Here is a 26,024-nt window from a genome sequence, read left to right on the forward strand (position 1 = left end):
TGATGAGCTTAAACCCCTACCGCGATTTTCACTTCTTGTTTCCGGATGCCGGTACCCAGTTTATAAATATTGTTGGCCTGAATCTCTGCAAACGCATTGCGCGTATCGATGATCGGCACTCCCAAGTCGGCCAGCTCTCGATTATTGAAGCAACGGTGATTCGTGATCAGCACCATGCAGTCATACTTAGCTAATGCAGACAGGTCATAGTCCACAGAATGAACCGTATGGCCTTGCTTGTCCCGGAACGAACCAGCATGCGGGTCGTAATAATCCACATCAGCTCCGCTCTCCCGCAGAAGTTCGTACAGTTCAAGCCCCGGCGATTCACGGAGATCGTCTACATCCGGCTTATACGCCATTCCCAGAATGAGAATCTTCGAATTGCGGATGGACTTCGCATACATATTGAGCACCTGCGAAGCTTTATAGCGGACATACTCCGGCATATTATCGTTAATGGACTGAGCCAGCTCGATAAACTTGCTGTAGAAACGAAATTCCTTCGCCTTCCACGACAAATACATCGGGTCCAGAGGAATGCAATGACCGCCGATGCCTGGTCCCGGGTGGAAAGGCATAAACCCGAACGGCTTCGTCGATGCTGCTTTAATGACCTCCCAGACGTCGATGTCCATTTTGTCGCACATCATGGCCATTTCATTAATAAACGCAATGTTAATGCTGCGAAAAGTATTTTCCAGAAGCTTGGACATCTCCGCCACCTTCGGAGAGGATACGGGAACGACATTTTCCACCACATGACTGTATAAGGTAACCCCCAGGTCCATGCACGCTTCGGTCGTGCCTCCGATCACCTTCGGCGTATTATAGGTGTTAAAGCTCGGATTGCCCGGATCAACACGCTCGGGTGAGAAGCAGAGGAAGAAGTCCCTGCCCACCTTCAGCCCTTGTGCTTCCAGCTCGAACTGAATCAATTCCTCTGTGGTCCCCGGATAGGTCGTGCTCTCAAGAACGATCAAAGCCCCTCGCTTTAGATTTTTCTTTATTTCCAGAACGACACTCTTAATATAGGAGGTATCCGGGTCCTGATTATCGTTGAGCGGAGTCGGAACGCAGATGCTGATAGCATCCAGCTTTTGAACCGTATGGTAGTCGTCGGTTGGAATAAATCGGCCGGATTCCATCGCTTTCTGTATCCCCTCACTCGGGACATCCTGAATATATGACTCGCCGTTGCGAAGCGACTCCACCTTACGGAAATCCAGATCAATGCCATATACCGTAAACCCGCCTTTTACCATCTCCATACATAGGGGCAGTCCCACATAGCCAAGACCGATCACCCCTATTTCGGCGGTTTTTTTCAGGAATTTATATTTTAAATTGCTGTATGCGCTCATCGTACTTCCACCTTTCCATTTTTATTTCCAGCTTAGTAGCCCAACCGAGAACCCAATTTTTTGATTCTCCATTCCAACTCCGAAATGGAGAAAGGCTTCGTCACATAATCGGATGCACCCAGTTCAAAGGCACGGTCCATACTTTTCGGCAGCTGCTTATCCGTGAGAACGATCACTTTTCCTTCACTGGAATAGTTTCTCTTGATTTTATCGATCAATTGATAGCCATCCAGAATGGGCAGGTTCAATTCGGTGATCACCAAATTTGGCATGGTTTTCTCGAATTTCTCGAGCGCTTCACTTCCGTCTTTAGCCTCTTCCACCTTGTAACCGTTCATCTCAAGCCGAAGTTTGACAAATTCCCTGCTCACTTCGTCCGGGTCAGCGATTAGAATAGAAGAAATCCCTTGCTGAATACCTTGATTCATAAACAAATGAATATCTCTGTTCTCTCCTTTCGCATGAAGTGTCGTGTGAAGCAGCTGTGACAGTGACTGTTCTGTCAGTTCTCCGCTCTCCGGGAAGCTGGCGACAACCATTTGACCCTGGAGCAAGCCCTGCCGTTCCACAAATTCTTTGAGAACGAGCGACACATAATGGGTGTCGATCAGCTTTTGCTCGGCTAGAACCACCCCGAGAAGGCCAGTTGGATCCAAGTAGAAGCATTGAAGGGGCACCTCCAGCTCAAAGCCGCTCACAAAGGTTTGGAATTGTTCCAATACCTTCTGGTTGACCGCTGTGCATGGAGCCAAAATAATCCCGCATGAGGTACCTTCTTCATATGAGGCCTGGACTCGCCGGGCCAACTCAAATTTTGCTTCTTGAATCGGATCGTGAACTAATACCGCCATCTTCTCCACTCCTCTTGTCTTTGATTAGGATCGAGTCTACAAAGCTATTTATTAAAATTAGTACGGACCATCGTTCCCCATGAGTTGTTGTTGCGCAGGAATTGGACATGTCCGTTTAACCTCCACCACACGCCAATCTGCCGATAGCCTACAAACATCAAGAAGGAATACAGGAGCATTTTGTTTAAATCGCTGAGCTTCGGATAACGACCGAAGGCGGTCTCTTCAATGAACAAGGCCCCCAGACTTAAGGAAAAGCAGGAAAATAAATTCACTAAAGAAAAGATGACGATGGTGCTCCAATCCGTCATGTTCAGCATCCAGTACCCCAATATAGCCAGCATGCCGCTGAGACGGAAATACGGATTCAGCGTTTCGAACACGATGTTATACGGAAGCGTGAGTAGCCCAAAAATTTTGTATTTCGGGCGAAATACCATATGGATGCCTTCCTCAATCATATTTTTCAGATTTCCCCGCCCCCAGCGCTTACGCTGGCTGCTCAAAATCCGATACGAATCAGGGGCTTGCGTCCAGCAAACGGCATCCGGGCAAAAGGCTACCCGGTAAGGGATCTTGTTTTCCAGGCAGTAACGGTGAAGCTTGATGACAATGTTCATGTCCTCGCCGGGATAGCCACCCCGATATCCCCCGACCGCAATCACCTTATCCTTTTGAAACACCCCGAATGCTCCTGATATGATAATGAGACCATTGACTGCACTCCAGCCTATCCTCCCACCGAGAAACGCTTTCGTATATTCGACGTTTTGCAGCGCCGGCAACAGCTTACGGGGAAATTGGACATCCTTGACGATACCGTCTTCTACTGTGCAGCTGTTGACGATGCGGACGTTGCCGCCGACGGCGATCGTTTCTTCGGGGTTCTCCATGTAGACCCGGGCAATCCTCGTTAATGCGTCCTTTTCCAGCAAAGAGTCTGCATCAATGGTTGAGATGAGCCGGTAATGGGAAAGATTAATGCCTGCATTCAGAGAGTCGGCCTTCCCCCCATTCTCCTTATCCACCAAGTAGAGATTGGGATACTCGGGATTATGGTACACCCCTCTGATTTTCCCTGTCCGAATGGTGCTTGAAGGCACAGGATGGATGAGCTCCAGCTTAAATTCGTTGATCATGCGCTGCAGGGTAAGATCCTGCGAACCGTCATTGACGACGATCACTTCATACTCCGCATAATTGAGAGCCAGCAAGGACCTTACATTTTCGATAATGGTTAACTCTTCATTAAAGGCGGGGACCAATAAGGAGACCGGCGGAAGATGACTGGAGCTGGATAACTTATTCATCCGGTTATACTGGATTCCCCGCTTGATTGAAAAAATATGGCGGATCGAAAATCCGAATATGAAATAATAAAGCAGCGTTACGAGAATCACATAAAACAGAGCAGTGTAGCTGTAAAATAACAAGAATTGTCTTAATCCGCTCAAGAATGAATCCACAAGCACCTGATAATCGAAAATCCACATGTATGCGCAACCCTCCTAAACCACACGATACATTCGTGTATGTTTGCGAAATATTTTGTCATAGGTGTACATCAGTGTGTTATATTGCATGAGCTTATCCAAATCGTGCAGCTGCATAGACAAATGCTTGAGCTCCTCATCGATCAGCCGCTGCATGAATTCCCCACGATCCGTGCCCTGAGCCGCAGCTGCGCTCTCACAAAGCGCAACCATGCCTTCTTCTCCCATTTTGAGCATGCCTTTGGCACTCGTATAGACCACACGCTGATCGGCGTCTGCCAGACTGGTTTTCATCAATTCCACGTATGTAGCGTTTTTGATGTTCCCCAATGCATCTAACGTCAGCCTGCGAATATCCAAATTCGGATGGCTCAGCAGCTTGCTGACTACATTCCTTGGAAGCAGGCGTGAGCTTTTCAGATAGACATCCACTGCTTTTACTTGAATATCCTCATGCTCGGAATCCATGAGCCGGTAGACGGCAGAGGAGGCCGCAGGGTCGGAGTAACCATTCATCCCGATCAACCCGATCTGGATATATGCCGGATTCTCATGGTTCACGTATTCCGTGTACAAGGAAACGGTCTCCAGCTCCGAATCGGCAATAATATCGACGATCAGCTCATAACATTTCTTATTGTGCTGGAGCAGAACCTGAACCATAGCACCAAGGTCCTGCTGGCTGCGGGCGCACTTGGCAACAGCTCGGGCCACAACAAACAGCGAGGAATTCAACCGATGCTCCTTTAGCAATTCCAGTAAAGCCGGCACCGCCTCCTTCGCCCTCATACATCCCAAATGGTAAGCGGCATCCAGCTTCACCGGGTAAGAGCGGTGATTGAATCGTGCCAGATGATGCTTCACCAATCCAAGATCTTCGCAAAGCGTGATCAGCTTTTGGCGCTGCCAACCAGAGAAGCATTCCATCATATCGTTCAGCCTTTCCTGCATCGCCTCCCTTTCCACCTCGTTCATAGTCCATGGAGGAACCCTTAACGGCTCCACACCATTAAGGTTGGCGTGAACATAGGTCAAGTAATCTTTAAACTTCACTTGAAACCGGTCGTTCAGCCTCCTCCTTTGGATATTTCTCAGCTTGATGGCATAAATGAATGCAATACAAACAAGATTAAAAGCAACAATGACATATAACGCTTTTATGGCTACATCAAGATTCGTGTACACCTCATGAACTCCTCTCCTGCTTCAGCTGCCCGATATGTCGGTAACGGGACCGTCAATCTTCTGCATAGCCTCTTTCATGATCGAGTAACTTTGTTTAGGCCGTTCCACATAATCGACCTTATCCTCCCATCGCTGCCATGTGTATTTCGGCAGACGGGACACCGGATATGGCTCCGCCGCAGCCGAATCCTCCCGGCCTAAGACTTTATCGTCCTGCACAATCCACGGAACGATGCGAACACCTTCCACCTGAGTCACTTCGAATTTGCTCCGGCTCGTTTGATTGTAGTTGATTACGCTCAGGGAACTAGGATCGCTGAAGCCCAGCAGCATCCAAGGAATACGCATTTCCAGCACCTGTCCCTGAGCCTGCCACATAGCCTTGGAACTATAATCGGGACGAGACGGATCGGTGTAGCCTCTCTCCAATTCCCCTACCTCCACATCGCCGAACGGATGATTAAATCGGGAATCCGGATATTCCAGAAGATAATTCACAGCAAGCTTCCATGGCTTAAAAATCCCCGAATCATCCTGATTTTCCTTCGGGTCGATATCCGGCAATCCGGAACGCTCATACAAACGAGCGTGAAGATCATAATTAGAGGCTATCATCATCCGGCCTTTATTTTCGTCTGACAGCTCAATAAGGGTTTCCAGGCCTTCATCTAATGTCACTCCATGAAGCTGCGGTGCATGACGATTTCCTCCGGCTATCGTATCTGCTCCCAAATATATGCTTTGCCGGGACGGGTCGAAGGGCTCAGATAGCTTGGCCATAAGGTAAAGATACCCTTCGTCATGCGTGGCCCAAATCTCCTCAAAGCCGGGAACCTGCACATCCAGCCGCTTCTTATCGTCTCCCAGCCGCTTCCAATCCGAAGCGTCTCCATCTATATGAATATCATCATCCTTGCTGGGGAACATCCCCAATACCCCGAAAAAGGACTCATTGGTCAGCGTATTATACCAGTATGCGCGGCGATCGGCTTCATCGTAGCGTTGGGTGTTCCACGTCTTTTTAAACCATTCATCCTGCCACGTGAACAAAATCGCCCCCGAATAGCCAGCCCCGTGAATTTCCTGAAATAAATCCGCATCGATGTCACCCTGCTGCTTCTCGTTATGACCGCCTTGATTGCGGCCGAGCATTCCCAAGTGGGCTACCCCCAACGAAGCCGGCACTCCGTATTCGGTGATCATGACCGGTATGTCGGGGTGAGCTTCTTTTAATTTATGCAAATACGTTGTGTAGCTGTCGATTTGTCCTTTACTGTTGGCCATTGTCTGAAAAGAGCTGTCAAATGAAAAAAAGTCCGGGTAATACGGATACACATGATAGGAAGCAAAATATCCCGCCGCCCAATCCGCCACCTCAATATGGGCAGGATCGACACTAACCAGATCCTCTTCAAATAACGGCTCTCCCGGATGCTCCAAAGGATCGGTAGTCACCCAATTGGCAAAAGCGATAGGATGCTGCCAGCCGTACTGGATTTCCGTTTGCGCGGCAGTATCCATCATTAAGGCCAGCCACTTTTCAAAGGCCGACGCTCCCGGTTTATTGCGGAAGTGTTTCCCTTCATAATCTGCGGTATCGACGTGCAGATCGTTGGTCCCCTTCACCATTTTGGGCTCCCATTCCGTACCGACAATCCAACTCATGAGATAGGGACCTGCATTATATTTGTACGCACCTCCTGCTTTTCCCGAATGAGGCTCGGGTGTAAGTGTCGTTTTTCCATAAACCGCCGCAACCGCGTCTTTAATTTCTTGCTCGAATTTCTGCTTGATCTGGGGGTCATACGCATCCTGCCCTTCAATCAGCTGCTCCTCGGGACTCCATATTCCCTGAATAAAAAACAGCGGATTTTTTTGATGCTCCCTATTGTATTTGACCAGCGCTTCATAAAATTCGGGCATCATGATCGTATAGATCCGGACGACATTCGACCCCATGTCCTGGATCATTTCAAACCATCTCTCATAGTCATCCTCAGAAATGGCCAATTCACCAGGAAAATGTCCGGGGACGGTCGCCCCCATATTTACCCCTTTGGCGAAGTAGGGCTTCCAGGCTTGATTCGAATACTCCTCCACGTTCGTTCCTTGGACCCTAAACTTCACATGTATGCCGTCGGCAATCGTCGTGCTTTCTACCTTTACCAAAAGAGGACGCAGCCAATAAAAGAGCGCACCGGCTACAATCGCAAAGACAAGACCGAGCTTTAATACGTATTTGAACCACTTGCCCATCATATTCACCTTCGTTAGTTCCTGATAGTTATGCTGTCTGGTTGTCATGTTACGACATTAAAGTGCTGTTTGTCTGTTTTCTAAATGTTAAACATTGTGATCATTTCAAACTAATTGTGTTCCTTATTTAAATTTTGTTATCAAAGATTAAACCTTTATTAACAAACCTTTATCTTTATGAGAATTGGGGACTACAGAAGATTATCAAGCAGTTCAAGCTACGCTGGAGCGGAAAAACGAAGAAAGGAGCAGGAAAACACGTGGTTAGCTACGATGTGGAACTAAAGGGGATTCGATAAAAACAGAAAAAAAGAAGCCAGCAGAAATAATCTTTCAGCTGACTCCTCTTCCTATAGAAATCAAAAAACTTAGTTAAAATCGAGCTGCCTCTCAAGTGAGATTATCTACTTTTAGGACAGCCCCTGTTTCGATTCACATATGGAGTATTATTTTGTATCACACCATGAGGACTTCAGCAAAGCTGACTTTCATCTGAAGCCAGAGTCGACCTCAGCTTACGTCCCGATCACAACGAAACGCCCAGAAATCCGCGTGTTAATTGAAAATCAACGTTACCCTGTTGATAAAGCCGAGGAGTATAGCTATGCTCAATGACTTGCTTACAACTCTCTAGAATCTGATCGGTCCAAACAGCGGGATTTCCGGCGAGTAACAGATCCAAATCATTAGCATAGGTTTGCTGCATAGACGGGTCCGATGCCACTTGAAGCATAGGCACGAACGGATGCGTCTGCATAGGGCGGCGATGGACCAGCGCTATAATCAACTCTACTCCCGTGGCTGCTAAGCCCGTGACCGTCTCTACCCAATGCTCGGTTGGTGTTTCCATGACGTGGAAACCGGTTCGGTGGGCATGTTCCCCATAGGCCAATGACGGCTTAACATTGGATGTAGTCAATAAATCTTCACTGTAAGTAGACGTTGAAAGCAGCCCGCTGTTCTCGGGAACAACCACCATACCGCCTGCGCCGACAATCATTTTTGTCAACATCGCCAGTTGTTCACCAGCAGCGTCAGTAACGGAACCATCACTTAAGATCCCAACACGCAATGCTTCTAGTCCGGCAGTCTCTTTCGTAATTGGCCCAGTTGCAGACAATTGATCAGCAAACCACGCTTCCACCTTCTGAGTTACCTTATTAATCCCACCATCAAGTTGAATACTAGCAAAACCAAGACGACTCGGATCAACCCCCATCTCCTCCATCTCGTGACGCATAAAGTCATTGTGGGTTTTCTCACAGCCATGTTCCAGCAGCAGACAATGCTTGACTAGCGGATGGGTGACATAACCAATCATTGTTCGGGCATACAACTGCTCGGGTTGACCACCCGAATTCCCGCATCCTTCCGTGTGAGCCAAGGCCACAAAACGCGAGAGATGTCCGGGTTGACCCAGCCCCTGTTTGTTCAACCGCAGTGCAATCATATTCGCCACCTGACCGGCGCATAGACTGGTGGGCAGGATTAATCCGATGTTATCACTGGCCCGACGGTCTTGGTGACGAGTGAATGTAAATCGGATCTGGTTGGCGACCGCGGCTATATCTGTTCGAATCGCAATAGGTTCCCCTGTCGGTAGAGACACATTGAGCAAGGTATCCAGTTGGCTCGCATCCGTTTGCTGCCAGTTGCGCCAGATCTGCACCTGCGAGTGGCCAGCTTTCTCACCGACACTGCGCTGACCGGAGGCTATTTGTATCGAGTGTTCGAAGGCTTGCTTGCCCAATTCATCCATGGATACACCCTCCAGATACTGACCGGCGTTGATATCCATATCATTGACCAGCAATTGGAAGCGACGCGTCGTTGTCACCACCTTGACCGTTGGCACAAAAGGAAAGTTGGTGATCGAGCCGTTACCTGTCGTAAAGAATATCAGGTTGCAGCCTGAAGCCACCTGCCCGGCAATGCTCTCGAGGTCATTACCGGGGCTATCCATAAAATAATATCCGGGGTCTTTCATCAACCCACCGTATTCAATGGCATAGTCAAGGCGAGTGGCTGGGTCTTTCTTGCGAGCAGCACCAATGGACTTGAGGTAAATGTTATAAAGGCCGCGATATTTATTACCACCCGATGGATTTCCTTCGGCGTTAGCACCATGCCAAGCCGTACGCTCCCTGAATTTTTCTACAAGCGTTAAGAATTTGCGGGCGGTTTCCACGTCGCGCACCTTCTGCAAGACATAAGGCTCAGCGCCAATTAATTCATCGGTTTCAGCCAGACTGGCAGCGCCGCCGTAGCGTATCAATTCCTGCGCAATCCAACCCAGCAGCGGATTAGCGGAAATGCCGGAAAAGGCATCTGAGCCTCCACATTGTAGTCCAATCTTTAGATTGCTAATAGATTCCGGGGTCCGTTCCATGGCATTTACCGTAGGTAACCAATCACGCACAATAGCTTCCCCTATGGTCAGATTATCTTGAAAGCCACCTTTAATTGATAAGAATCGATGCACCACTTCATCTAATGGATAATTGTGTTCGCGTAAATACGCTTCTACCATCTGGTTAGTCACGGATTCAATCCCATAGTCTACTATTAAGACCGCACCCACGTTGGGATTAACGATAAATCCGGCCAACGTGCGCAGCAATAGCTCTAGGTTATTAGGCTGATCCGTGCCCCCCTCAGTATGCGCCACGGGAACAATACCCTCGACTTGGGAATAGTTCTTCAGTTCGCCTTGCAGACGAGCTGCAAGCTGCTTGACATAACTCCCTGTACGTGAGGTTGTACCCAACAAGACAATCGTGTTGCGGGTACCGACGCCGCGAGCTTGGCTGCGCCGATAACCCAGGAAGGTGCGCGTATCCGGGTAAGCGGGCATTGCTGGAGCAGGTTGGAAATTAGCCTCGTCGAGAACATAAGGGTGAACTTGGTCAGCAAAATTGGGCGTCACCGGCAGCGCGAATTTTAACGAACGCACACTAAGCGCCTCCAACACAGACTTGTTAATTACATAACTACCTGGCTGAATGGATTGCAGCGCTACACCAAAGGGTAATTCCCAGGAGAGTAAGACTTCACCAGGAGCAATCGCATTTACTGCAAAACGATGACCTTCCATAACGGTGTAATCCAAGGTCAGGGTTTGGTCTTGATAGTAAATGATGGTGCCAGCGTCCAGTTGGCGAGTGGCAACAGCAACATTATCTCCGGGTAAGGGAAGTCTACCGACTTCGTCAAAGCGGTAAGATACGCTCATAGATTTCATACTCCTTATATAAGATTTCGCTTGAGTTAAATATAAATCCGTAGCCGCACTGATCTTTAAAGAGCATACCGATCACCGACAGAAAGAATTGAAACCGATTACAACAAGTCGAACGAAGCTTCGCATCAGCACATGTTCATGCACATATTGTATCATAAATCAAAGAAATTGAATGATATTTTCAGCACATGGGAAGGTTCGTTATGTCAGTGTTAGTGAAGGACAGAAGCACAGATGGCCCAAGCCTATGTTCGTTTGCAAACGTTTGTTCTTTAGCACGTTAGACTGATATTTCCTTTATGTCATCAAAATCCTATCTTTGCACGAGGAAATGCCGCATAGTTGCAGGCAATTGTAAACAATGAACTATGCAGGTCATCAGACTTCTATATACAGTTTTTTTGTACTCCCCTAAGATAAAACCATTCGTACAATTAACGAATAGGTAAACACAAAAAAGCGTCGGCACTCTAGCCAACGCTTCTTCGTTATTTTTTAAAGTACCCCCATCCCCATATACCTGAGATGAAAAAGAGTACGCCCTGCATTAGAGATTTTGGAGTAAATTCTCTCGAATTTCTTTTAATGATTTATCTCGAACTAAATTCCCATCCTCAAACACAACTTCCAATAAATCAGCAGACTGTTTATTTTCATATTCATCTACACTAAGATTATCTATATAATCTATTTCCCCATCCTTCTCAGTAACAAGTACCAACCCAGTTTGGGATTTCTTAAAGTGACCGCTGTCCGTTTTAGGATCCTTGAAAATTTTACGTTCTTCTCCATTAATGATGGTGAACGTAGATTTTAACGCAAACCCAAATGTATCTCTCGTGTTGTACTGATAGGTATAAGAACCGATTCCATAAACCATATTGGTCGAAGCGAATCCTTTTGCGGCTAACTTTTCACATATTTCCCGACAGCGGCTGATGGTAATCGCATCCCCATATATGGCGCCGATATGACTGTCCAATTGCTTATATCCCTTATCGGTAATCGTACCCCCAAAAATTTCCCAGAGGATTTCAATAACTCCTTTTCGTTCAAACTCATTTATTGATTCAAGGTCGCCGCAGATGATTTTAACTGGATCTCCACTATCAGGGCGAATTACGACTTTCCCATCTCTGCTAAGAATATCTTCTTTTAATCCTCTAATAACAACATCAAGCACACTCCACAAATCCCAAGTATCCGATACAATCGAAACAAAGCCACTGGGATAAACTTCTTTTATTAAAAATCTATAAGAAGCCATTTCATCTGTACCGTGCGCGCACATAACACTATGCTCCGTTGCGGGAATCGAGGTTCCCACTAATTCTTTCTCAATATTAGCCTTGTAGTAGTCTTCAAGATAAAGAATCGCTGGGATGGTATCTGTCCCTGTAAAAGAAATCAAATGACCTGCACCGCTGCTCTTAGCAGCTTCAAGCGAACTCATGCCGCGCATCGAGAAATCATGTCCTTGAAAGGGAACCATCGATGTATCGCCATTCGTTAATTTTGCAAACTCTTCAAGAATTTTGCGGTATTCAAATGCCAATGTTGCGCTTGTTGCAGGCATCCATAACTGACAGGACATCAAAGTTTCCAAGTAATTCGTTAGCCAAAAGAACTCAGGTTTCGTATTCTCAATCGTCAGCATAGGAACCTTAATTGGTACTAGTGTGCCTTCTTTAATGGCTTTAATTTTAATCGGCAAAAATCCTAAATCATGTAGGGCCTCTATATGCGATGCATCCGGATCTTCGACTCCAAGGGCATATTTAATCACTCTTTTATATTCATTGGCTACTTCGGCTTTAGTTCTTTCAAAGAAATTTTCATTAAAATAGTTTATTAAATATTCCTTGATAAAGGATTGAAACCCAAAAGCCACTACTTTGTTGATATCTTCAATTCGGCTCGTGCGCGCAGTCCATGTCGAATATACAAGCTCCGTGCCTTTAGGGTATTGATTCTTATGGCTTACCTTATAAAAATCGCATAGAAGTGTAGCCGGATATACGAATTTTTGAGTCATTTTACATACCTCCTATTTCGAATACATGGATTTTTTCATGATCTGCCTGATCTAAAATTGAGTTGGTAGTAAAGACCTTATCAATTGCATCAGTTTCGAGAAGCTTCCCTTTATAAATAGATTTTTCACAGTGTCCTACCAGTAAGTAAATTTCGGAAGCCCCGATTTCCTTTAACTTCTCAGCACTCCTGATAAATGTGCCTCCATATGAGCACAGGTCATCCACAATGATTACTTTAAACCCTTTTCTTTCTACACTCCCAACAACATCCAGCTTCATAATCTGTCCTGTTTGGAAATCCCTCACTTTAAACCCTACAAGCTGTTGATACCCTCTTACCTTACCATAGCGCTTCTGTGCTCCTGCATCGGGAAAGAACAAGTAATCCTCATTGAGTTTAAAGCCTACTTCTGAAATGACTTTGTCTAGCAATTCAACGGAAGGATACCTTGCGGTACTTTTATTGATTAATGCTAGAGAAACATCCGAATGGGGTTCGACCAGAGTTACTTTTTCAAAATTCAAAGAATTAATAAAGTTTGAAACATATTTTAAAGTAAAGACAGAAGATCCCTCTACTCGATCCATTCGACTATAAGGCATATAGTAAACGATGAGAGATGCTTTTAAGTCAAGATCGTCTAGATAGTTCTTTAAGAACATTACCTTTATTAAATCACTGTCATTTTCATATTTAAAAGTAACTATATTGAACTCATTAACATGATTAAGTATTTGTTCCCCATCGACCAAGGTCTCACCATTAGGAAAAAGTTTGAATTCCAATACTACGTCATTTAGCTGAATCACAGTACTCACTCTCCCCGTTTCATAATCTCTAAAGCTGATTTCAGACAAGTATATGCTGAGCTCAACCCTGCCTGATCGTTACGTTTAAATCTATTTCGCATGACCACCTAATTCAACTATAGATAGACAATTGGGGTTCTAGGTCTGTAAATCGATACAACTGAGCTGCCCTTTGTGAATACCGATTGGATAATTCTAAGCTTCCATTCCTGTCTTTTACTTCTTCAATAATCCCTTTGCGGCTTTGAGTTGATGTGATTTTTCGAATGAAGTTTTTCTCCTCGAACTCTGGCACTACCGTTTGAATAACTTGATAAAGCTCCCCAATCGTAAACTCTTCAGGAAGAAACTCTTTAGCAATTGTTGTGGTAAGCATTCTCTGGCGGATTCTTTGTAAGGCATCCTGGAGAATCTGTCGATGATCGAAAGCTAGATCCAAGGACAAAGCTTCATTTACTGTATATAATCGAACTTCCGATGCATCAACTGCAGCTCTTCGATTTTCTAATACATTTTCATTCACTAAGGCAAGAAAAGCGTGAGAAATGATCCATCCTCTCGGATCACGTCCAGGATCACTATAGACATTAAAATATTCAAGATGAGCAAGATCAACACCCGTTTCTTCCTTCAACTCACGTTCTGCGCAAGAATAAACCGTTTCTGTTTCTCGAGTAAACCCACCTGGTAGAGCCCACTTTCTTTCATATGGCCAAATATTTCTTTGGATCAACATCACGTACAATTCACGTGAGGGTAAAGACTTTTTAACCTTATTTTTCTCCTTAGATAGAATCGTGAAAATGACAATATCTGTTGGTGCTCCATCAGGAGTTCTGTATTTATTCGCTGAATAGTTCAACTCATTTTCGAACATGCTGTTAATCACCATTCCATAATTTCACTTTGATATTATCATTATGACATAATTAAAGATCGTGTCAAGATATTTTTGGAAAAAACCACCTCTTTCTTAATAGAATAGAGGCAGCTTCTTGAATTTAAACTTATTATTTCAAATCAAAAAATTCCTTCGCTGTCTTAGTCGTAATATCCGCAACTTCCTCTGTCGTCTTTCCCACACATGCGGCTACCGCTTGTGCAATATGTGGTAGAAAAGCAGGCTCATTTCGTCCATCCAGCGGCTTCACACTCAAGTCTCTTGGAGTTAGAAACGGGGCGTCCGTCTCGATCATCAATCGATTCAACGGTACTCTTTTGACCACTTCCCGAAGATGTTTTCCTCTGCGCTCGTCACAAATCCAGCCCGTGATTCCAATGTAAAAGCCCATGTTCAAATAGACCTGCAGTTCTTGGATGGAGCCCGTGAAGCAATGCACAACCGCTTTATGGATTCGCCCGGCATACGGCTTTAGTAATCGAATAAAATCATAATGTGCCTCCCGCTCATGCAAAAAAAGCGGTATCTTCAGCTCACACGCTAGCTGAACTTGCTCTTCGAACCATTTTTTCTGTACATCCCTAGGCGAAAAATCCCGGTTGTAGTCAAGCCCGCACTCTCCAATAGCAACCACTTGGGGTAGTAAAGCCAGCCGATGCAGCTTTTCTATCGTATGAGCCGTGCAATTGCGCGCATCATGCGGATGAATCCCTGCCGTTGCATATAATTTCTCTGGGAACCGCGCGGCATACCGTGCCGCCTCTTCACTGTTTCTCTCATGTGTCCCTGTGAGGATCAACGGTGAAACGCCTGCTTCCACCGCGCGTGCAACAACCCTGTCACGATCCTGCTGAAAAGAGCGGTGCATCAAATTCACGCCAATATCAATCATCTGTTTATTCATACCCGACCAATTCCTCCATCACTATTGTCAAAAATACTACAGCACACTGACGGAATTCCGTCTGCAAGCCAGACCTCGTTACCTGCATAATAAAAAGGGACTCCCAAACTTGCAGCTTTGGCCGTATCGACCGCCAATATTACAAGCTCCCCCCTCCGTTCTCCGGCAAGGGTGGCAAAATGAAGGCCCTCCGATAAATGCACATACTGCCGCTTCATCGGTTGGATGCCTTCTTTCAAAATAACGGGTGCAGCCTTGATGTTCGTTCCATGGTATAGCACATCAGGCGGCTCAGCAGCCGGATAGCTTATCTTGTCATGGCTGTGTCCATAACGCGCTCGGATTCGTCCGCCCGTAATTTCAAAACGCTGCTTCTCACAGTTCCTGACTACTTGTTCAATGTCTTCTAAACCGATATCAAACCATTTTGCTTCTTTAACTAAGACTGTCAGCAGCTCATCCAACGTACAAGAACCATCCGCAGCATTTAAAGACAGGCCAAAATCTTGAGGTGAATGCCGTAAAATTTTGCTCATCAGCTTGCTTAAACTCATTTCCTGACTTTCGTTCAACATGTTAATCACTTCCTAATATTCATATTTACTTCTAATTTGCATAGTTACATAGCCGATAATCCGAATTGCTTTTCCGTATCCTCTTTCAACCAGGATAACATCTGTCCTTTATGGAGATCCGGCTTCATCGCTTTAATGTGTTTCTCTATTTGGATCGTTTGCTCGTAGTGCCACTCCAATGCTGATAATTCGTCGTACCTATCAAAAACATACCTTCCTGAGAGGTTGCCCCGTCCAGCAGGTTCAAAAAATAAGACCGCGCCCGTTCCGCTATGGAATCGATGTCTTCGATCACAAGGATCATACTGCACTTTGAGGATCTCTATTCATCATCATTTTGCACCTTTTACTGTCGCCATCGGCTTACATTTTGCCACTACTTGAGCCAATCCCGCTCCTATGACACTCTCGATAATTTGATCAACATCCTTATAAGCTTGTGGGGATTCATCCAAAATAGATTCCAGAGATCGCTGATTCACAACAATCTCATCGTCCGTTCCTACTTTGAGCGACGAGGAAAACTCGTTCAATGTTACCAATTTCTTAGTCGCGCTGCGTGACCGAATTCGTCCTGCCCCATGACAGATGGAATAAAAATTTGCCCTTCCCGTTGGGGAGCCTACCATGATATATGAGGCCGTTCCCATTGAACCTGGAATAAGTGCAGGATGTCCGGTGCTCATATAAGGCTCCGGATTGGCTGGATGGTTAGCCGGTAGCGCTCTTGTAGACCCTTTACGATGGATAAAAAAGGACTGCCCCTCGTGTTCCTCTTCCCATGCATAGTTGTGCATAAGGTCATACAGCGTCGTCATCTCGAATTTGGACCCGAATACATCCTTGCCGGCTTCCCGCACTGCATAAGCGATAAGATGCCGATTCACGACTGCATAATTCAATGCCGAGTACTCCAAATTCACATACGTCTGTGCAAGAGGATGTGTTAGCGGTGCAAACAGCAGCTTCGGGTCAGCGGTCCCGAGCCCTTCAGCCCGCATCATTTTCGTTATATTGCTTCCACAATACTGGCTAACAGAGCCTCCCCAGGATCGCGATCCCGAGTGGATCATCACCACCACTTGACCGTCGAGCAGCCCCCAAGCTTCCGCTATTTCCCGTTGATCCTCGGCAATTTCAATTGACTGAATTTCAACAAAGTGATTACCATTCCCGAGCGTTCCAAGCTGTCGATGTGATCGATGCCAAACTTGCTCCGGGAACAGGTTCAATGCATTTTCATCAAAAGCAAACTTGCTTCGCTCCACATGGGTAAGAGATGTCGCCTTGCGTGGGGTGTACCCATCTGGAATATATTTTTTCGGCAGGCCATGCAGCCCCTTCTTGATCACATGCTCCAGGCGAATATCCGAGAAATATCCCCTCGCATGGTCCTCCACCGGCAAATACTTCTCTATGACTTTGACAAGCTTGCGCCGCAGCTTCACTTCCTTTAAGTCATCCTTGTGCAGATTCGTCAGATGGACCCTCATGCCACAACCGATATCACTTCCGACGATTGAAGGCGATACATAGCCGTCTTTGGTGTTCCATACCGCAGTGGTTCCGATACAGGTCCCCACACCTACATGCACATCCGGGGTATAGCTCATATATACTTGATTCGGAATTTGCAAATTATTATTTGCCATCTCGAATACTTTATAATCCAATTCTTTAAACAGGGTATCCCCTGCATACACATGCACAGTCCCGGAAGGGAGCTGAACCTGCTGGTAATAGGTTTCGTTCATTATTTATTTTCTTTCCTCTCTTTGAACCCCAAATTTTATTGGAAGTTCCTTTATAATGGGCATTTTGTTGCCGTAAAAACACGTTGCTGGACCGTGACTGTTTATCTTCTTGCATCGGACTCACCCTTTCTTTGGTACTTTTTTGAACGCAAAAAAGCCATAGACTGACATCGTCTATGGCTTTACGAGTTAACTAAAAAAATAGGTACACGAATCCCTATTTATTCATCACAAGTTCGCTGAGACCGATGGAATGAAACTTTTTGCAATTGTCAGGTTACTGTTATGGATGCGAATCATACTCATCGGCCTCCTTTCCATTTATTTACAAACATCTTACTACCTACATCCAATTGCCGTCAATGAGTCGCAAGCGGAAAGATTAATTAAAACCAATTGTTATTACGCCGGGAATTATGACAAATTCAGAACGTTTCATGATTATTGCCACGAAGTAAGATTAGGGATTTTAAAAAGGTATACTCGTTATTGGGGTATCCTTTGTTTGTTTACAATGCTTGATGGAATGGGTTGAACTAATTAATTCCATTCCTCGCGCGATTGTTTCACTTCATCCAATACCTCTTTTTCGCGTTCAGGTGTCAAAGCCCCTACTGATTCCAACAGATCGTCTATGGAGTAATCTTCTTCTTGAGTTTCGATAGTTTCCTTTTCAAGATCAATCAGAACGCGAGAATTATGAATGTTTTCTGGAAGCATAACAACCCCTCCATTTCAAGTTAGCTGTAATTCATTATTGCACACACCATTACAATTCCATACTGCTATATCCCATGGCCCGGTTCCGGGTCAGTACTAAAGTTTGGATAGCAAATTTCTATACAGGAATACAAATAGGTATTTTACAGACCTCCACTTTGGTTAAATCTTGCAGGTCCTCTAAACACTTCTTTAATATGCCACCCGATAAAACTATCGTTAGGTTGATAGATAGGGTGGATTGGTGATCGTACTTTCTTTCCGTGAAATCTCATCAACCACTCTTCAAATCCTACAGAACCATGAGCTTCCTCAGCTACAAGCATCTCCCTCTCGGAGGATACACCGCGATCAAAAAGCTTATGGTGCAATGAGCATAATGCGATTCCGTTTTCCTCACTATCCGGGCCTCCAGCCTGATGCCATTGAATATGAGCTGCGTCAATAGCCACCAAGTTGTGTCCCAAAAGCACATCAAACCCGCATATGGCACAGCTATATTCATAGGCTCTCAGAATCTTATCCCTGAAGTGCGGATCACGCGGCCGTTTTCTTTTCATTGAAAAATCGAGGCCAGCTTCGTCAAATATATCTTGTTGCATGGTTTCCGGAAAATGCTCGTTTACTATCTGTACCGCAATCTCTTGAATAAGGAAGTCATTTCCCTTAAGAAGGGAAAGAACCTCATTAGTAAATCCACCGGCCACTCGATTTGTTAAAAGCTGTTTGTCGGAGAAATTAGCTTTATCGACTTGGGTTGTTAACTTCCATATTCCATCAGTCTCTAGGCGTACAAAAGGCTCTTCAGGATGATATGATTTTCTGGATGGACCAAATTCAGTCAACAGTTTCTTGAGCTTTAACCGTACTTGCTCATAAGGCAATGAGGTTTCGTTGTGCTGAAGCCGGCCTAGCGCGTAGAGCAGTAATAAAGGTTTATGAGGCGCTCTTTGTCCGTTCTTTTTCCATATGGTTAGATTGTTTTTCAAACCATCCGCATTCATTGGCCTGCCCACCTGACATTAGATGAAATTCATCTAAATCATACCATATTCAGGTTCCTACAATCTCTTCTGCGTTAGGATTTATCTCTTTGCCCTTCATAAAATAGAGTAGTTTCATCCCATCCTGAACCCCTTTCATATAAAGCCATTCCTTCTGCATAGCACAATGTTGCGTAGATAAATCCAACAAATCTTTAACGCAGAGCTGATTGGTTCTATCCAATACATAATTCAAGTGCTTCTCTAATATAGCTGCCTGATCTATTAATCGGGCTACAACCTCGAGTTGTTCAGCTATTCCAGCCAGCTCATCGAACCTTGTGATCACAGTCTCTTTTATCCAATCTTGATCAAATATCATAGCAATTGCCTCCAACAAAAGATGAATATTATACGCAAATGCGTACCATCCTAAAAATGATTATATGGTACGTTATCGCGTATAGTCAATGATCAATTGGGGAGGATCCAGATGCCAAATAAGATTGTAGTAAAAATACCAGAGCTGCTAAAACAACGCGGAATGTCCTTGCGTGAATTATCTCGCTTAGCAGACGTTAGACACGCCGCGCTAAGCGAACTTTCGAATGGCAAACGCTCGAATATTAACTTTGCCCATATAGAAAAAATCGCTGATGCATTAAGCATTAGCGATATTCGTGAGATTTTGGAATTGGTTGAGGTTGGGGAGATAGAGTAGAGATAGTCAGAGAAGGAAATGCATTTTCTATTTCATTCATTAAATAATGATCAATAATACCAATACCATGATCAAAAGCAACTACATGTACCGTATGCGGGATCATATTACCCTGAGTTGTGATCTGTAGCAACCCGCTGAAACCTTGATTTGACGGGCTTTTCATTAATAAGCTTCTGTTATGGCAGGCTTCATTCCGATCGTTTTTGTTGATGTTTTACATCAATTTTACATCAACTGCAAATCCCTGACCTCATCGCTACCAATGTTAGTGATGGGTTAGATCTAGTATGATAAAGGTAGGAGAATCCTTATTAAATAAAGTTTTTTTCTTTTCCCATTTGATCTATTTGGTTCTATATGGTGCTTGGTGACGGTTTTCGTCACCAAAATATAAACTTACAATGTTCCGCACTCCGCATGTGTTGAGTAGACAGTGAGAACAACCTTACGAAGTACTCTCGCCTAGTTGAGTTTTCTCAGCATACGAGTTAATAATGTTTATCATTATCAGATTAACAATGAATCGCATTCAGAAGATTTGGATACCTAGTCCAACCTTTCGCTGTTGCTGGTTCAAGCGGATGAATAGCTGGTGTAGGTATTACAAATAAACTGGATTAAAAAATCGTATCCCCTCACGTAATTCTACAAATTACTAAACCGAGGGGGGGCGGTCATCATAATGTAGCTTGTACTAACTGCTGGCAGTAAGGCATCATTTCTTCAATTTTGACTACAATTCTTTTTTGTTCTTCTAGTGGAGGTATTGGAATCATAAATTTCTTAATAGATTCCAAGCCAATATTGGGTTGAGTAGTTTTATTAATATATCTATTAATTTCCTTCTTAATCACACCAGATTTAAGGGTATGGAATACATATTTTGGATAAATGTATTTTTCTATATTTTTAATTGTACAGCACGAATACGAAACTAAAAACTCTCGATCAGTATCAACCATCCTTATAACACCAATTGTTCCGTATCTCGGAAAAATAATATCGTTTCGCTCAGGTTTAATCTTTTTTGACAAATGCTCAAAATCATTCTGACCAATTTTTTTTGCACCATCGTAATCAATACTATTTGTTGTAAAATTCAATGGAGATACATACGGGTATCCATCTTTTACAGTTGGAGGCATTTTATGATCAATATCACCAATATTTAGTGATATATCCCCTAATCTTACCCACTTCCAACTATTAGGGATGTCAAAGGGTATCTCCTCCTCTGTAATCTCAGGCAGTGGCTTTTCTTTCTTAATCTTGCCAACCTTAATCAGCATTGCTTTTTCTTCTTGAATCTGCTGATAGAGTTCCTCGGCAGTTCCCTCATCTTCTCGTTGTTCAACCAGCCTACCTTGGATAGCATATTGCAGAATGGATTTCTGCATATCTTCTGGAAACTTCTTATTAAACACTACTAATTTAGAGTGGGCTTCACCATGTTTTTTAACATAAGGCATTAATTCTTCTATCTTGGCTACAATTCGCTTTTGTTCTTCGAGTGGAGGTAGAGGCATTATATAGTTTCTTAAAAATGATAGAGAGACAAAAGATTGAACACCACCTGAAGCTTTTTTCTTCATAAAAACCTGTTCTAGCTGCAAGTACCACAATAAGTATTCCATGCTAAATAAACTATTGCTAATTGTTTTAAATAGAGCCATATTTTTAATTGAAAATTCTCGATCTTTTTTTACCAAAACAGGATTTCCTATCGAGCCAATCATTGCAAATAATATATCGCTATCTTCTACAAGAGAGCGTTTATTAATCTTATCGGCATCTTCAATGGATATTAATTTGGCATTATCAAAATCGATTTTACCATAATTTAAATTCTTGCTAGTTACTAAAGGAACGCCTTCATTTACATACTTTGGCGTATCATGAGTGCCATCTCTAACATCAATTACTTCCCCAAACCGCACCCACTTCCAACTCTCTGGAATTTCAAACGGTATCTCATCTTCTTTGATTTCTGGCAGTGGCTTTTCTTTCTTAATCTTGCCTTCCTTAATCAACTTTGCTTTTTCTACTTGAATCTGCTGATAGAGTTCTTCGGCAGTTCCCTCTTCCCTTCTCTGTCCAACTAGCTTTCCTTGAATCGCCAACTGCAGTATGCTGTTTTTCAAATCCTGTGCATTCATTTTAATTACCTCCAAGCATAGAAGTAATCTTTTCTAGCACATGGTCGATTTCAGCATTTAGAGAAGACCTTTTTTCTTGGTACTGATGAATCAGATCCATCGGTTCCAAAATTATTTCTTCCTCATGTGGGAATCCACATAGGTCAATGTTATAATTCAAAGCTTCAATCTCACTAACAGTATACTTCTTAGCTTTTGGGAATCCATCGACTTCGATTTCTTCTCGGTTATCCCACCAAGTTAAGGCTGGCTCAAAATGCTCCAGCTTCATTGGTTTTGTCTTTGAGAAGTTCTTATAGCCCTCTGGCATATCTAGACGATAGAACCAAGTTTCCTTGGTCGGATGCGTATTATCGAAGAATAATATGTTCGTTGTAATTGAGGTATATGGTGCAAATACACTATGAGGCAACCTCACCACGGTATGAAAATTGAATTCACTAAATAATTTTTTTTTGATATTAACCTTGGCATTATCCGTACCAAACAGGAATCCATCTGGAAGAATGATTCCACACTTACCGTTTTTCTTGAGTCTAAACATGATGATATTTATGAATAAATCTGCAGTCTCTGAGCTTCTAAGATCTGATGGGAAGTTTGCCTTGACGCTGTCTTTTTCATTGCCACCATATGGCGGATTCATAAGAACCACATCAAACTGCCCCATCTTCCTGTATTCCTTGTAATCTGTTTCTAATGTATTGCCATGAATGATGTTTGGATTGTCAATATCATGCAGCAGCATGTTGGTAATACTTAGAATGTGCGGAAGTGCTTTCTTTTCCACCCCATATACAGAGTTATTATAAATCTCTCTATTTTCAAGTGAGTTTCCAACCTGCTTCTCTAGAGCATTTAAGGCTGAAACTAAGAATCCGCCCGTACCGCAAGCAAAGTCTCCTATTTTTTCACCTAAAATCGGCTTAATCACTTCTACCATAAAATCGGTTACCGCTCTTGGTGTATAGAACTCCCCTGCATTTCCTGCACTCTGCAGGTCTTTTAAGAAAGATTCATAAATCGTACCAAAGGCATGTCGTTCTTCGTATTCTGTAAAATCAATCTCATCAATGATATTTATAACTTGCCGCAGTAACACACCATCCTTTTGATAGTTGTTGGCATCTTCAAATGCATATTTCACAATGACTTGGTTCATAGGCGTTTCATCATCAATTTCAAGATTCTTAAAAGTTGGGAATAGCGTATTGTTTACAAAGTTTAACAAGGCATCACCAGTAAGTGCTTGCCCGTCTTTCTCATCTACAGCCCAATCTCTCCATTTTAAGCCTTCGGGAATAATCGATTTGTAATTATCATCATACAGTTCCCATGCTTCTTCTTTTGCATCATATATTTTTAGAAATAGAATCCAGACGATTTGTTCGATCCTCTGAGCATCGCCATTGACCCCTGCATCATTTCTCATAACATCTTGAATTCTTTTAACGAAATTGGTTATTGCCATTCTTTTTTACCTGCCTCATGTGTTGGTTTATGATTTTATGCGTAATAAATCTCGTTCTCTAATTCCTGAATCGCCTTTTGGTAAGCTTCTTTTCCACCAAAGGCCTTAACTATTTTCATAGGACTTCCAAGCTTGGTAAATTCCTTGAGTTGTAGGACTTTGGTTTCTTCAATTTCTTTGATACCTTCATTGGCATACTTATCAAGCAGCGCTTCTAACACTTGCTGTGCCAATTCAGAGTATTTATAAAGATAATTACGTTTTTTAACATTATTTGCCCTTTCAGCCTTGGTTAGAGGTGGTTTGTCATAGGCTAAATGACATATCAAATCAAAATCATCCAGTTCTGTTTTGCCCATTTCTTCTCTTACCGCATCCAGCAAAACGCCTTCATCTTTTAATTCGTCAATGATGGCTTGCTTTTTCTGAGCTTTTGTCCATGTTCTAAGAAAATCATCCAGTCTTGCATACTGTTGCAAGATATTTTTCTTAGCATAATCAATAAGGCTCTCGGTGATTAATTTGCCATCCTTATCCACATATTGAACTCTTTCTGAAAGGACTTTTACGCAAACATCGTTAATGTAATACTTTTTAGGCCTGTCGTCATCATCAAAACCATCCGTATTGTAATCCCCTTTCGTTTCCCTAACGCCACTTGCATTAGTGTTACTCTCTGTGTCTTCAGGACTATCTCCGATTGGCTCGGTTACTGGCTCATCTCCATTGATTTCTAATACTACTTCTGGCTTGCCATCAAATGCGGGATCAGCAAATAATCTGCTGGCATTACGAAAATCCATAATGGTGAAGTAGGTCTTGCCGTATTCTTCTAGAAGCCTCGTTCCTCTACCGATAATCTGCTTAAATTCAGTCATACTATTAATATTGTTGTCCAACACAATCAATTTGCACATTTTAGCATCCACACCAGTGGTCATTAGTTTGCTGGTAACTGCAATAACAGGGTATGTGCTTTCTTCGTCTATGAAATATTCTAGTTGTGCTTTCCCTTCATCATTATCCCCTGTTATACGCATGATATATTTTTCATTTTCAGCATACAAGTCCTTGTTTTCATTAATCAAAGCTTGTCGCATTCGCTCTGCGTGTTCAATATCGACACAGAAAACAATCGTCTTGCTAAATCTGTAGGTCTTCTTTAAAAACTCTGTAATCTTGGCTGCAATTACCCTCGTTCTATCATCAATAACCAAGGTTCTGTCATAATCCTTGATGTTATATTCTCTATCCTCAATTTCATAGCCATGTTTATCGACTTTCCCACTCTCTGGTCGATACCCTTCAAGGTCTTTATCAAGGCCGATTCTTATCACTTTATATGGGGCTAAAAAGCCATCATCAATCCCTTGCTTCAAAGAATACTCATAAATAGGTTCCCCAAAGTAAGTTTGACTAGAGGCTTCCTTCGTTTCAATAGGTGTAGCCGTACATCCTACATGAGTGGCTGATGAAAAGTAATCTAGGATTTTTCTCCATGCAGAATCCTCTTTTGCGCTGCCTCTATGACACTCGTCTATAACAATCAGATCGAAGAAATTCGGCTGAAATTGGAGATAGGTTTCTTCTCCGTCATCCCCTGAAAGCTGCTGATATAAAGCAAGATAAATCTCGTAGGAACTATCTAGTGTTTTTTTCTCTACCTTTGTCATCTTGCCACCAAATGGCTTGAAGTCACCTGATATCGTTTGGTCTACCAATACATTTCTGTCTGCTAAATATAATATTTTCTTCTTTAAGCCAGCCTTCCAAAGTCTGTATATGATTTGAAATGACATGTAGGTTTTACCCGTTCCAGTAGCACATACCATTAATACGCGATTTTGCCCCTTTGCTACTGCATCCACAGTTCGATTAATCGCTATACGCTGATAATATCTAGGGGTCTTGTATTTAGGCACATAGTAATAAGGCTCAAGTAGTGCCTTTTCTTCCGAATCAGTTACATTCTTATCTTTTAAGTATCTTCTATATAATTCCTCTGACGAGGGGAATTCCTCAAGGCTTAGTTCACTTACTTGACCTGTTATCAAATTTTGCTCAACAAATCCATCTCCATTGGAAGCATATACATAATATATGTCGAGTGCTTTTGCATAGACTATGGCTTGCTGCAAGCCTGCACCGACTGGATGATTATTATCCTTTGCTTCAATGATCGCCAGAGGAATGTTATTCTTGTAGAACAGAACATAATCCGCCCTTTTCTTCTTGCCTCTGGTAGTGATATTACCACGAAGTATGATTCTTCCAGCCGTAAAAGCATATTCTAGACGAATTTGTTTTAAATCCCATCCTGCATTAGTGATTGCTGGTGTGATATATCTGACTTTGATATCTTCTTCAGACAAATCTTTCTTTGCCATTTGCTCAGTCCTTTCCCCATGACTTTTTCTATATGAAAATTATGTATTCTTATCAAACGTGTTTCTGTATATTAGCCAGTTCGGAACCCCATCACGCTGATCACTACGATAATCCAGTTTGAATTTAGTCCAATGGACTTATTCCATAGATCAACTTAAAAATCCTTTATTCGACGGTTATTTCCCAATATTATACACCATGCCACCGTCAAC

General features: G+C 43.3%; 19 protein-coding genes and 1 pseudogene. 1 reads left to right on the forward strand and 19 read right to left on the reverse strand.

Annotated features, from left to right (window positions below; genetic code table 11):
- Window positions 1–8: 8 nt before the first annotated feature.
- From GC093_RS16960 to GC093_RS17030, 16 genes and pseudogenes are all read right to left on the reverse strand, one after another.
- Entirely contained in the window at window positions 9–1,364 is a 1,356-nt protein-coding gene (locus tag GC093_RS16960; protein WP_171653085.1) for a nucleotide sugar dehydrogenase, read from the reverse strand.
- 32 nt (window positions 1,365–1,396) lie between these two features.
- On the reverse strand, window positions 1,397–2,215 hold the full coding sequence (locus GC093_RS16965; protein WP_171653086.1) for a response regulator: 819 nt from the start codon (window positions 2,213–2,215) through the stop codon (window positions 1,397–1,399).
- Between the two features lie 44 nt (window positions 2,216–2,259).
- Window positions 2,260–3,708 (reverse strand): glycosyltransferase family 2 protein, encoded by a 1,449-nt coding sequence (locus GC093_RS16970; protein WP_171653087.1) that lies wholly within the window; start codon window positions 3,706–3,708, stop codon window positions 2,260–2,262.
- A gap of 15 nt (window positions 3,709–3,723) precedes the next feature.
- On the reverse strand, window positions 3,724–4,893 hold the full coding sequence (locus GC093_RS16975) for a HEAT repeat domain-containing protein (RefSeq protein WP_171653088.1): 1,170 nt from the start codon (window positions 4,891–4,893) through the stop codon (window positions 3,724–3,726).
- 21 nt (window positions 4,894–4,914) lie between these two features.
- The gene (locus tag GC093_RS16980; RefSeq protein WP_376768659.1) at window positions 4,915–7,152 is read right to left on the reverse strand and encodes a hypothetical protein; all 2,238 of its coding nucleotides are present in this window, start codon (window positions 7,150–7,152) and stop codon (window positions 4,915–4,917) included.
- 523 nt (window positions 7,153–7,675) lie between these two features.
- Entirely contained in the window at window positions 7,676–10,381 is a 2,706-nt protein-coding gene (locus GC093_RS16985) for a UxaA family hydrolase (RefSeq protein ID WP_171653089.1), read from the reverse strand.
- Window positions 10,382–10,937: 556 nt separating this feature from the next.
- A complete protein-coding gene (locus tag GC093_RS16990) occupies window positions 10,938–12,425 on the reverse strand; it encodes a nicotinate phosphoribosyltransferase (RefSeq protein ID WP_171653090.1) in 1,488 nt (495 codons plus the stop codon).
- 1 nt (window position 12,426) lies between these two features.
- Window positions 12,427–13,236 (reverse strand): phosphoribosyltransferase family protein, encoded by an 810-nt coding sequence (locus GC093_RS16995; protein WP_171653091.1) that lies wholly within the window; start codon window positions 13,234–13,236, stop codon window positions 12,427–12,429.
- A 112-nt stretch (window positions 13,237–13,348) separates the two neighbouring features.
- On the reverse strand, window positions 13,349–14,113 hold the full coding sequence (locus tag GC093_RS17000; RefSeq protein WP_171653092.1) for an NUDIX hydrolase: 765 nt from the start codon (window positions 14,111–14,113) through the stop codon (window positions 13,349–13,351).
- A 133-nt stretch (window positions 14,114–14,246) separates the two neighbouring features.
- Complete coding sequence (locus GC093_RS17005; protein WP_171653093.1) at window positions 14,247–15,041, reverse strand: TatD family hydrolase; 795 nt, start codon at window positions 15,039–15,041, stop codon at window positions 14,247–14,249.
- On the reverse strand, window positions 15,038–15,616 hold the full coding sequence (locus GC093_RS17010) for an RNA 2'-phosphotransferase (protein ID WP_171653094.1): 579 nt from the start codon (window positions 15,614–15,616) through the stop codon (window positions 15,038–15,040). Before GC093_RS17010 ends, GC093_RS17005 begins: the two co-directional genes overlap by 4 nt.
- A 184-nt stretch (window positions 15,617–15,800) precedes the next feature.
- Window positions 15,801–15,920, reverse strand: a pseudogene (locus GC093_RS35505) (hypothetical protein); the annotation flags it as partial.
- A 28-nt stretch (window positions 15,921–15,948) separates the two neighbouring features.
- The gene (locus tag GC093_RS17015; RefSeq protein ID WP_171653095.1) at window positions 15,949–17,370 is read right to left on the reverse strand and encodes an RtcB family protein; all 1,422 of its coding nucleotides are present in this window, start codon (window positions 17,368–17,370) and stop codon (window positions 15,949–15,951) included.
- 540 nt (window positions 17,371–17,910) lie between these two features.
- On the reverse strand, window positions 17,911–18,090 hold the full coding sequence (locus GC093_RS17020) for a hypothetical protein (RefSeq protein WP_171653096.1): 180 nt from the start codon (window positions 18,088–18,090) through the stop codon (window positions 17,911–17,913).
- A 143-nt stretch (window positions 18,091–18,233) separates the two neighbouring features.
- Window positions 18,234–19,094, reverse strand: coding sequence for a phosphorothioated DNA-binding restriction endonuclease (locus tag GC093_RS17025; RefSeq protein WP_171653097.1), 861 nt, complete (start codon window positions 19,092–19,094; stop codon window positions 18,234–18,236).
- A gap of 49 nt (window positions 19,095–19,143) precedes the next feature.
- Window positions 19,144–19,455, reverse strand: coding sequence for a hypothetical protein (locus GC093_RS17030; RefSeq protein ID WP_171653098.1), 312 nt, complete (start codon window positions 19,453–19,455; stop codon window positions 19,144–19,146).
- A 111-nt stretch (window positions 19,456–19,566) separates the two neighbouring features.
- On the opposite strand from GC093_RS17030, the gene GC093_RS17035 reads away from it, so the two are divergent.
- Complete coding sequence (locus GC093_RS17035; RefSeq protein ID WP_171653099.1) at window positions 19,567–19,794, forward strand: helix-turn-helix domain-containing protein; 228 nt, start codon at window positions 19,567–19,569, stop codon at window positions 19,792–19,794.
- 680 nt (window positions 19,795–20,474) lie between these two features.
- On the opposite strand, the gene GC093_RS17040 is transcribed toward GC093_RS17035, so the two are convergent.
- The 3 genes from GC093_RS17040 to hsdR are packed head-to-tail and all read right to left on the reverse strand — an operon-like array spanning window position 20,475 to window position 25,811.
- On the reverse strand, window positions 20,475–21,953 hold the full coding sequence (locus GC093_RS17040) for a restriction endonuclease subunit S (RefSeq protein ID WP_171653100.1): 1,479 nt from the start codon (window positions 21,951–21,953) through the stop codon (window positions 20,475–20,477).
- Window position 21,954: 1 nt separating this feature from the next.
- The gene (locus GC093_RS17045; protein WP_171653101.1) at window positions 21,955–23,424 is read right to left on the reverse strand and encodes a class I SAM-dependent DNA methyltransferase; all 1,470 of its coding nucleotides are present in this window, start codon (window positions 23,422–23,424) and stop codon (window positions 21,955–21,957) included.
- 35 nt (window positions 23,425–23,459) lie between these two features.
- On the reverse strand, window positions 23,460–25,811 hold the full coding sequence (hsdR, locus tag GC093_RS17050; RefSeq protein WP_171653102.1) for an EcoAI/FtnUII family type I restriction enzme subunit R: 2,352 nt from the start codon (window positions 25,809–25,811) through the stop codon (window positions 23,460–23,462).
- Between the last annotated feature and the right edge of the window lie 213 nt (window positions 25,812–26,024).

Origin of the sequence: Paenibacillus foliorum (genome assembly GCF_013141765.1) — a bacterium.
Taxonomy (GTDB): Bacteria; Bacillota; Bacilli; order Paenibacillales; family NBRC-103111; genus Paenibacillus_S; species Paenibacillus_S foliorum.

Bases quoted from the DNA above. Each gene is read 5' to 3' on its own strand.
- GC093_RS16960 (WP_171653085.1), bottom strand. From the start codon at position 1,364: ATGAGCGCATACAGCAATTTAAAATATAAATTCCTGAAAAAAACCGCC.
- GC093_RS16965 (WP_171653086.1), bottom strand. From the start codon at position 2,215: ATGGCGGTATTAGTTCACGATCCGATTCAAGAAGCAAAATTTGAGTTG.
- GC093_RS16970 (WP_171653087.1), bottom strand. From the start codon at position 3,708: ATGTGGATTTTCGATTATCAGGTGCTTGTGGATTCATTCTTGAGCGGA.
- GC093_RS16980 (WP_376768659.1), bottom strand. From the start codon at position 7,152: ATGATGGGCAAGTGGTTCAAATACGTATTAAAGCTCGGTCTTGTCTTT.
- GC093_RS16985 (WP_171653089.1), bottom strand. From the start codon at position 10,381: ATGAGCGTATCTTACCGCTTTGACGAAGTCGGTAGACTTCCCTTACCC.
- GC093_RS16990 (WP_171653090.1), bottom strand. From the start codon at position 12,425: ATGACTCAAAAATTCGTATATCCGGCTACACTTCTATGCGATTTTTAT.
- GC093_RS17000 (WP_171653092.1), bottom strand. From the start codon at position 14,113: ATGTTCGAAAATGAGTTGAACTATTCAGCGAATAAATACAGAACTCCT.
- GC093_RS17005 (WP_171653093.1), bottom strand. From the start codon at position 15,041: ATGAATAAACAGATGATTGATATTGGCGTGAATTTGATGCACCGCTCT.
- GC093_RS17010 (WP_171653094.1), bottom strand. From the start codon at position 15,616: ATGTTGAACGAAAGTCAGGAAATGAGTTTAAGCAAGCTGATGAGCAAA.
- GC093_RS17015 (WP_171653095.1), bottom strand. From the start codon at position 17,370: ATGAACGAAACCTATTACCAGCAGGTTCAGCTCCCTTCCGGGACTGTG.
- GC093_RS17020 (WP_171653096.1), bottom strand. From the start codon at position 18,090: ATGCTTCCAGAAAACATTCATAATTCTCGCGTTCTGATTGATCTTGAA.
- GC093_RS17025 (WP_171653097.1), bottom strand. From the start codon at position 19,094: ATGAATGCGGATGGTTTGAAAAACAATCTAACCATATGGAAAAAGAAC.
- GC093_RS17030 (WP_171653098.1), bottom strand. From the start codon at position 19,455: ATGATATTTGATCAAGATTGGATAAAAGAGACTGTGATCACAAGGTTC.
- GC093_RS17035 (WP_171653099.1), top strand. From the start codon at position 19,567: ATGCCAAATAAGATTGTAGTAAAAATACCAGAGCTGCTAAAACAACGC.
- GC093_RS17040 (WP_171653100.1), bottom strand. From the start codon at position 21,953: ATGAATGCACAGGATTTGAAAAACAGCATACTGCAGTTGGCGATTCAA.
- GC093_RS17045 (WP_171653101.1), bottom strand. From the start codon at position 23,424: ATGGCAATAACCAATTTCGTTAAAAGAATTCAAGATGTTATGAGAAAT.
- hsdR (WP_171653102.1), bottom strand. From the start codon at position 25,811: ATGGCAAAGAAAGATTTGTCTGAAGAAGATATCAAAGTCAGATATATC.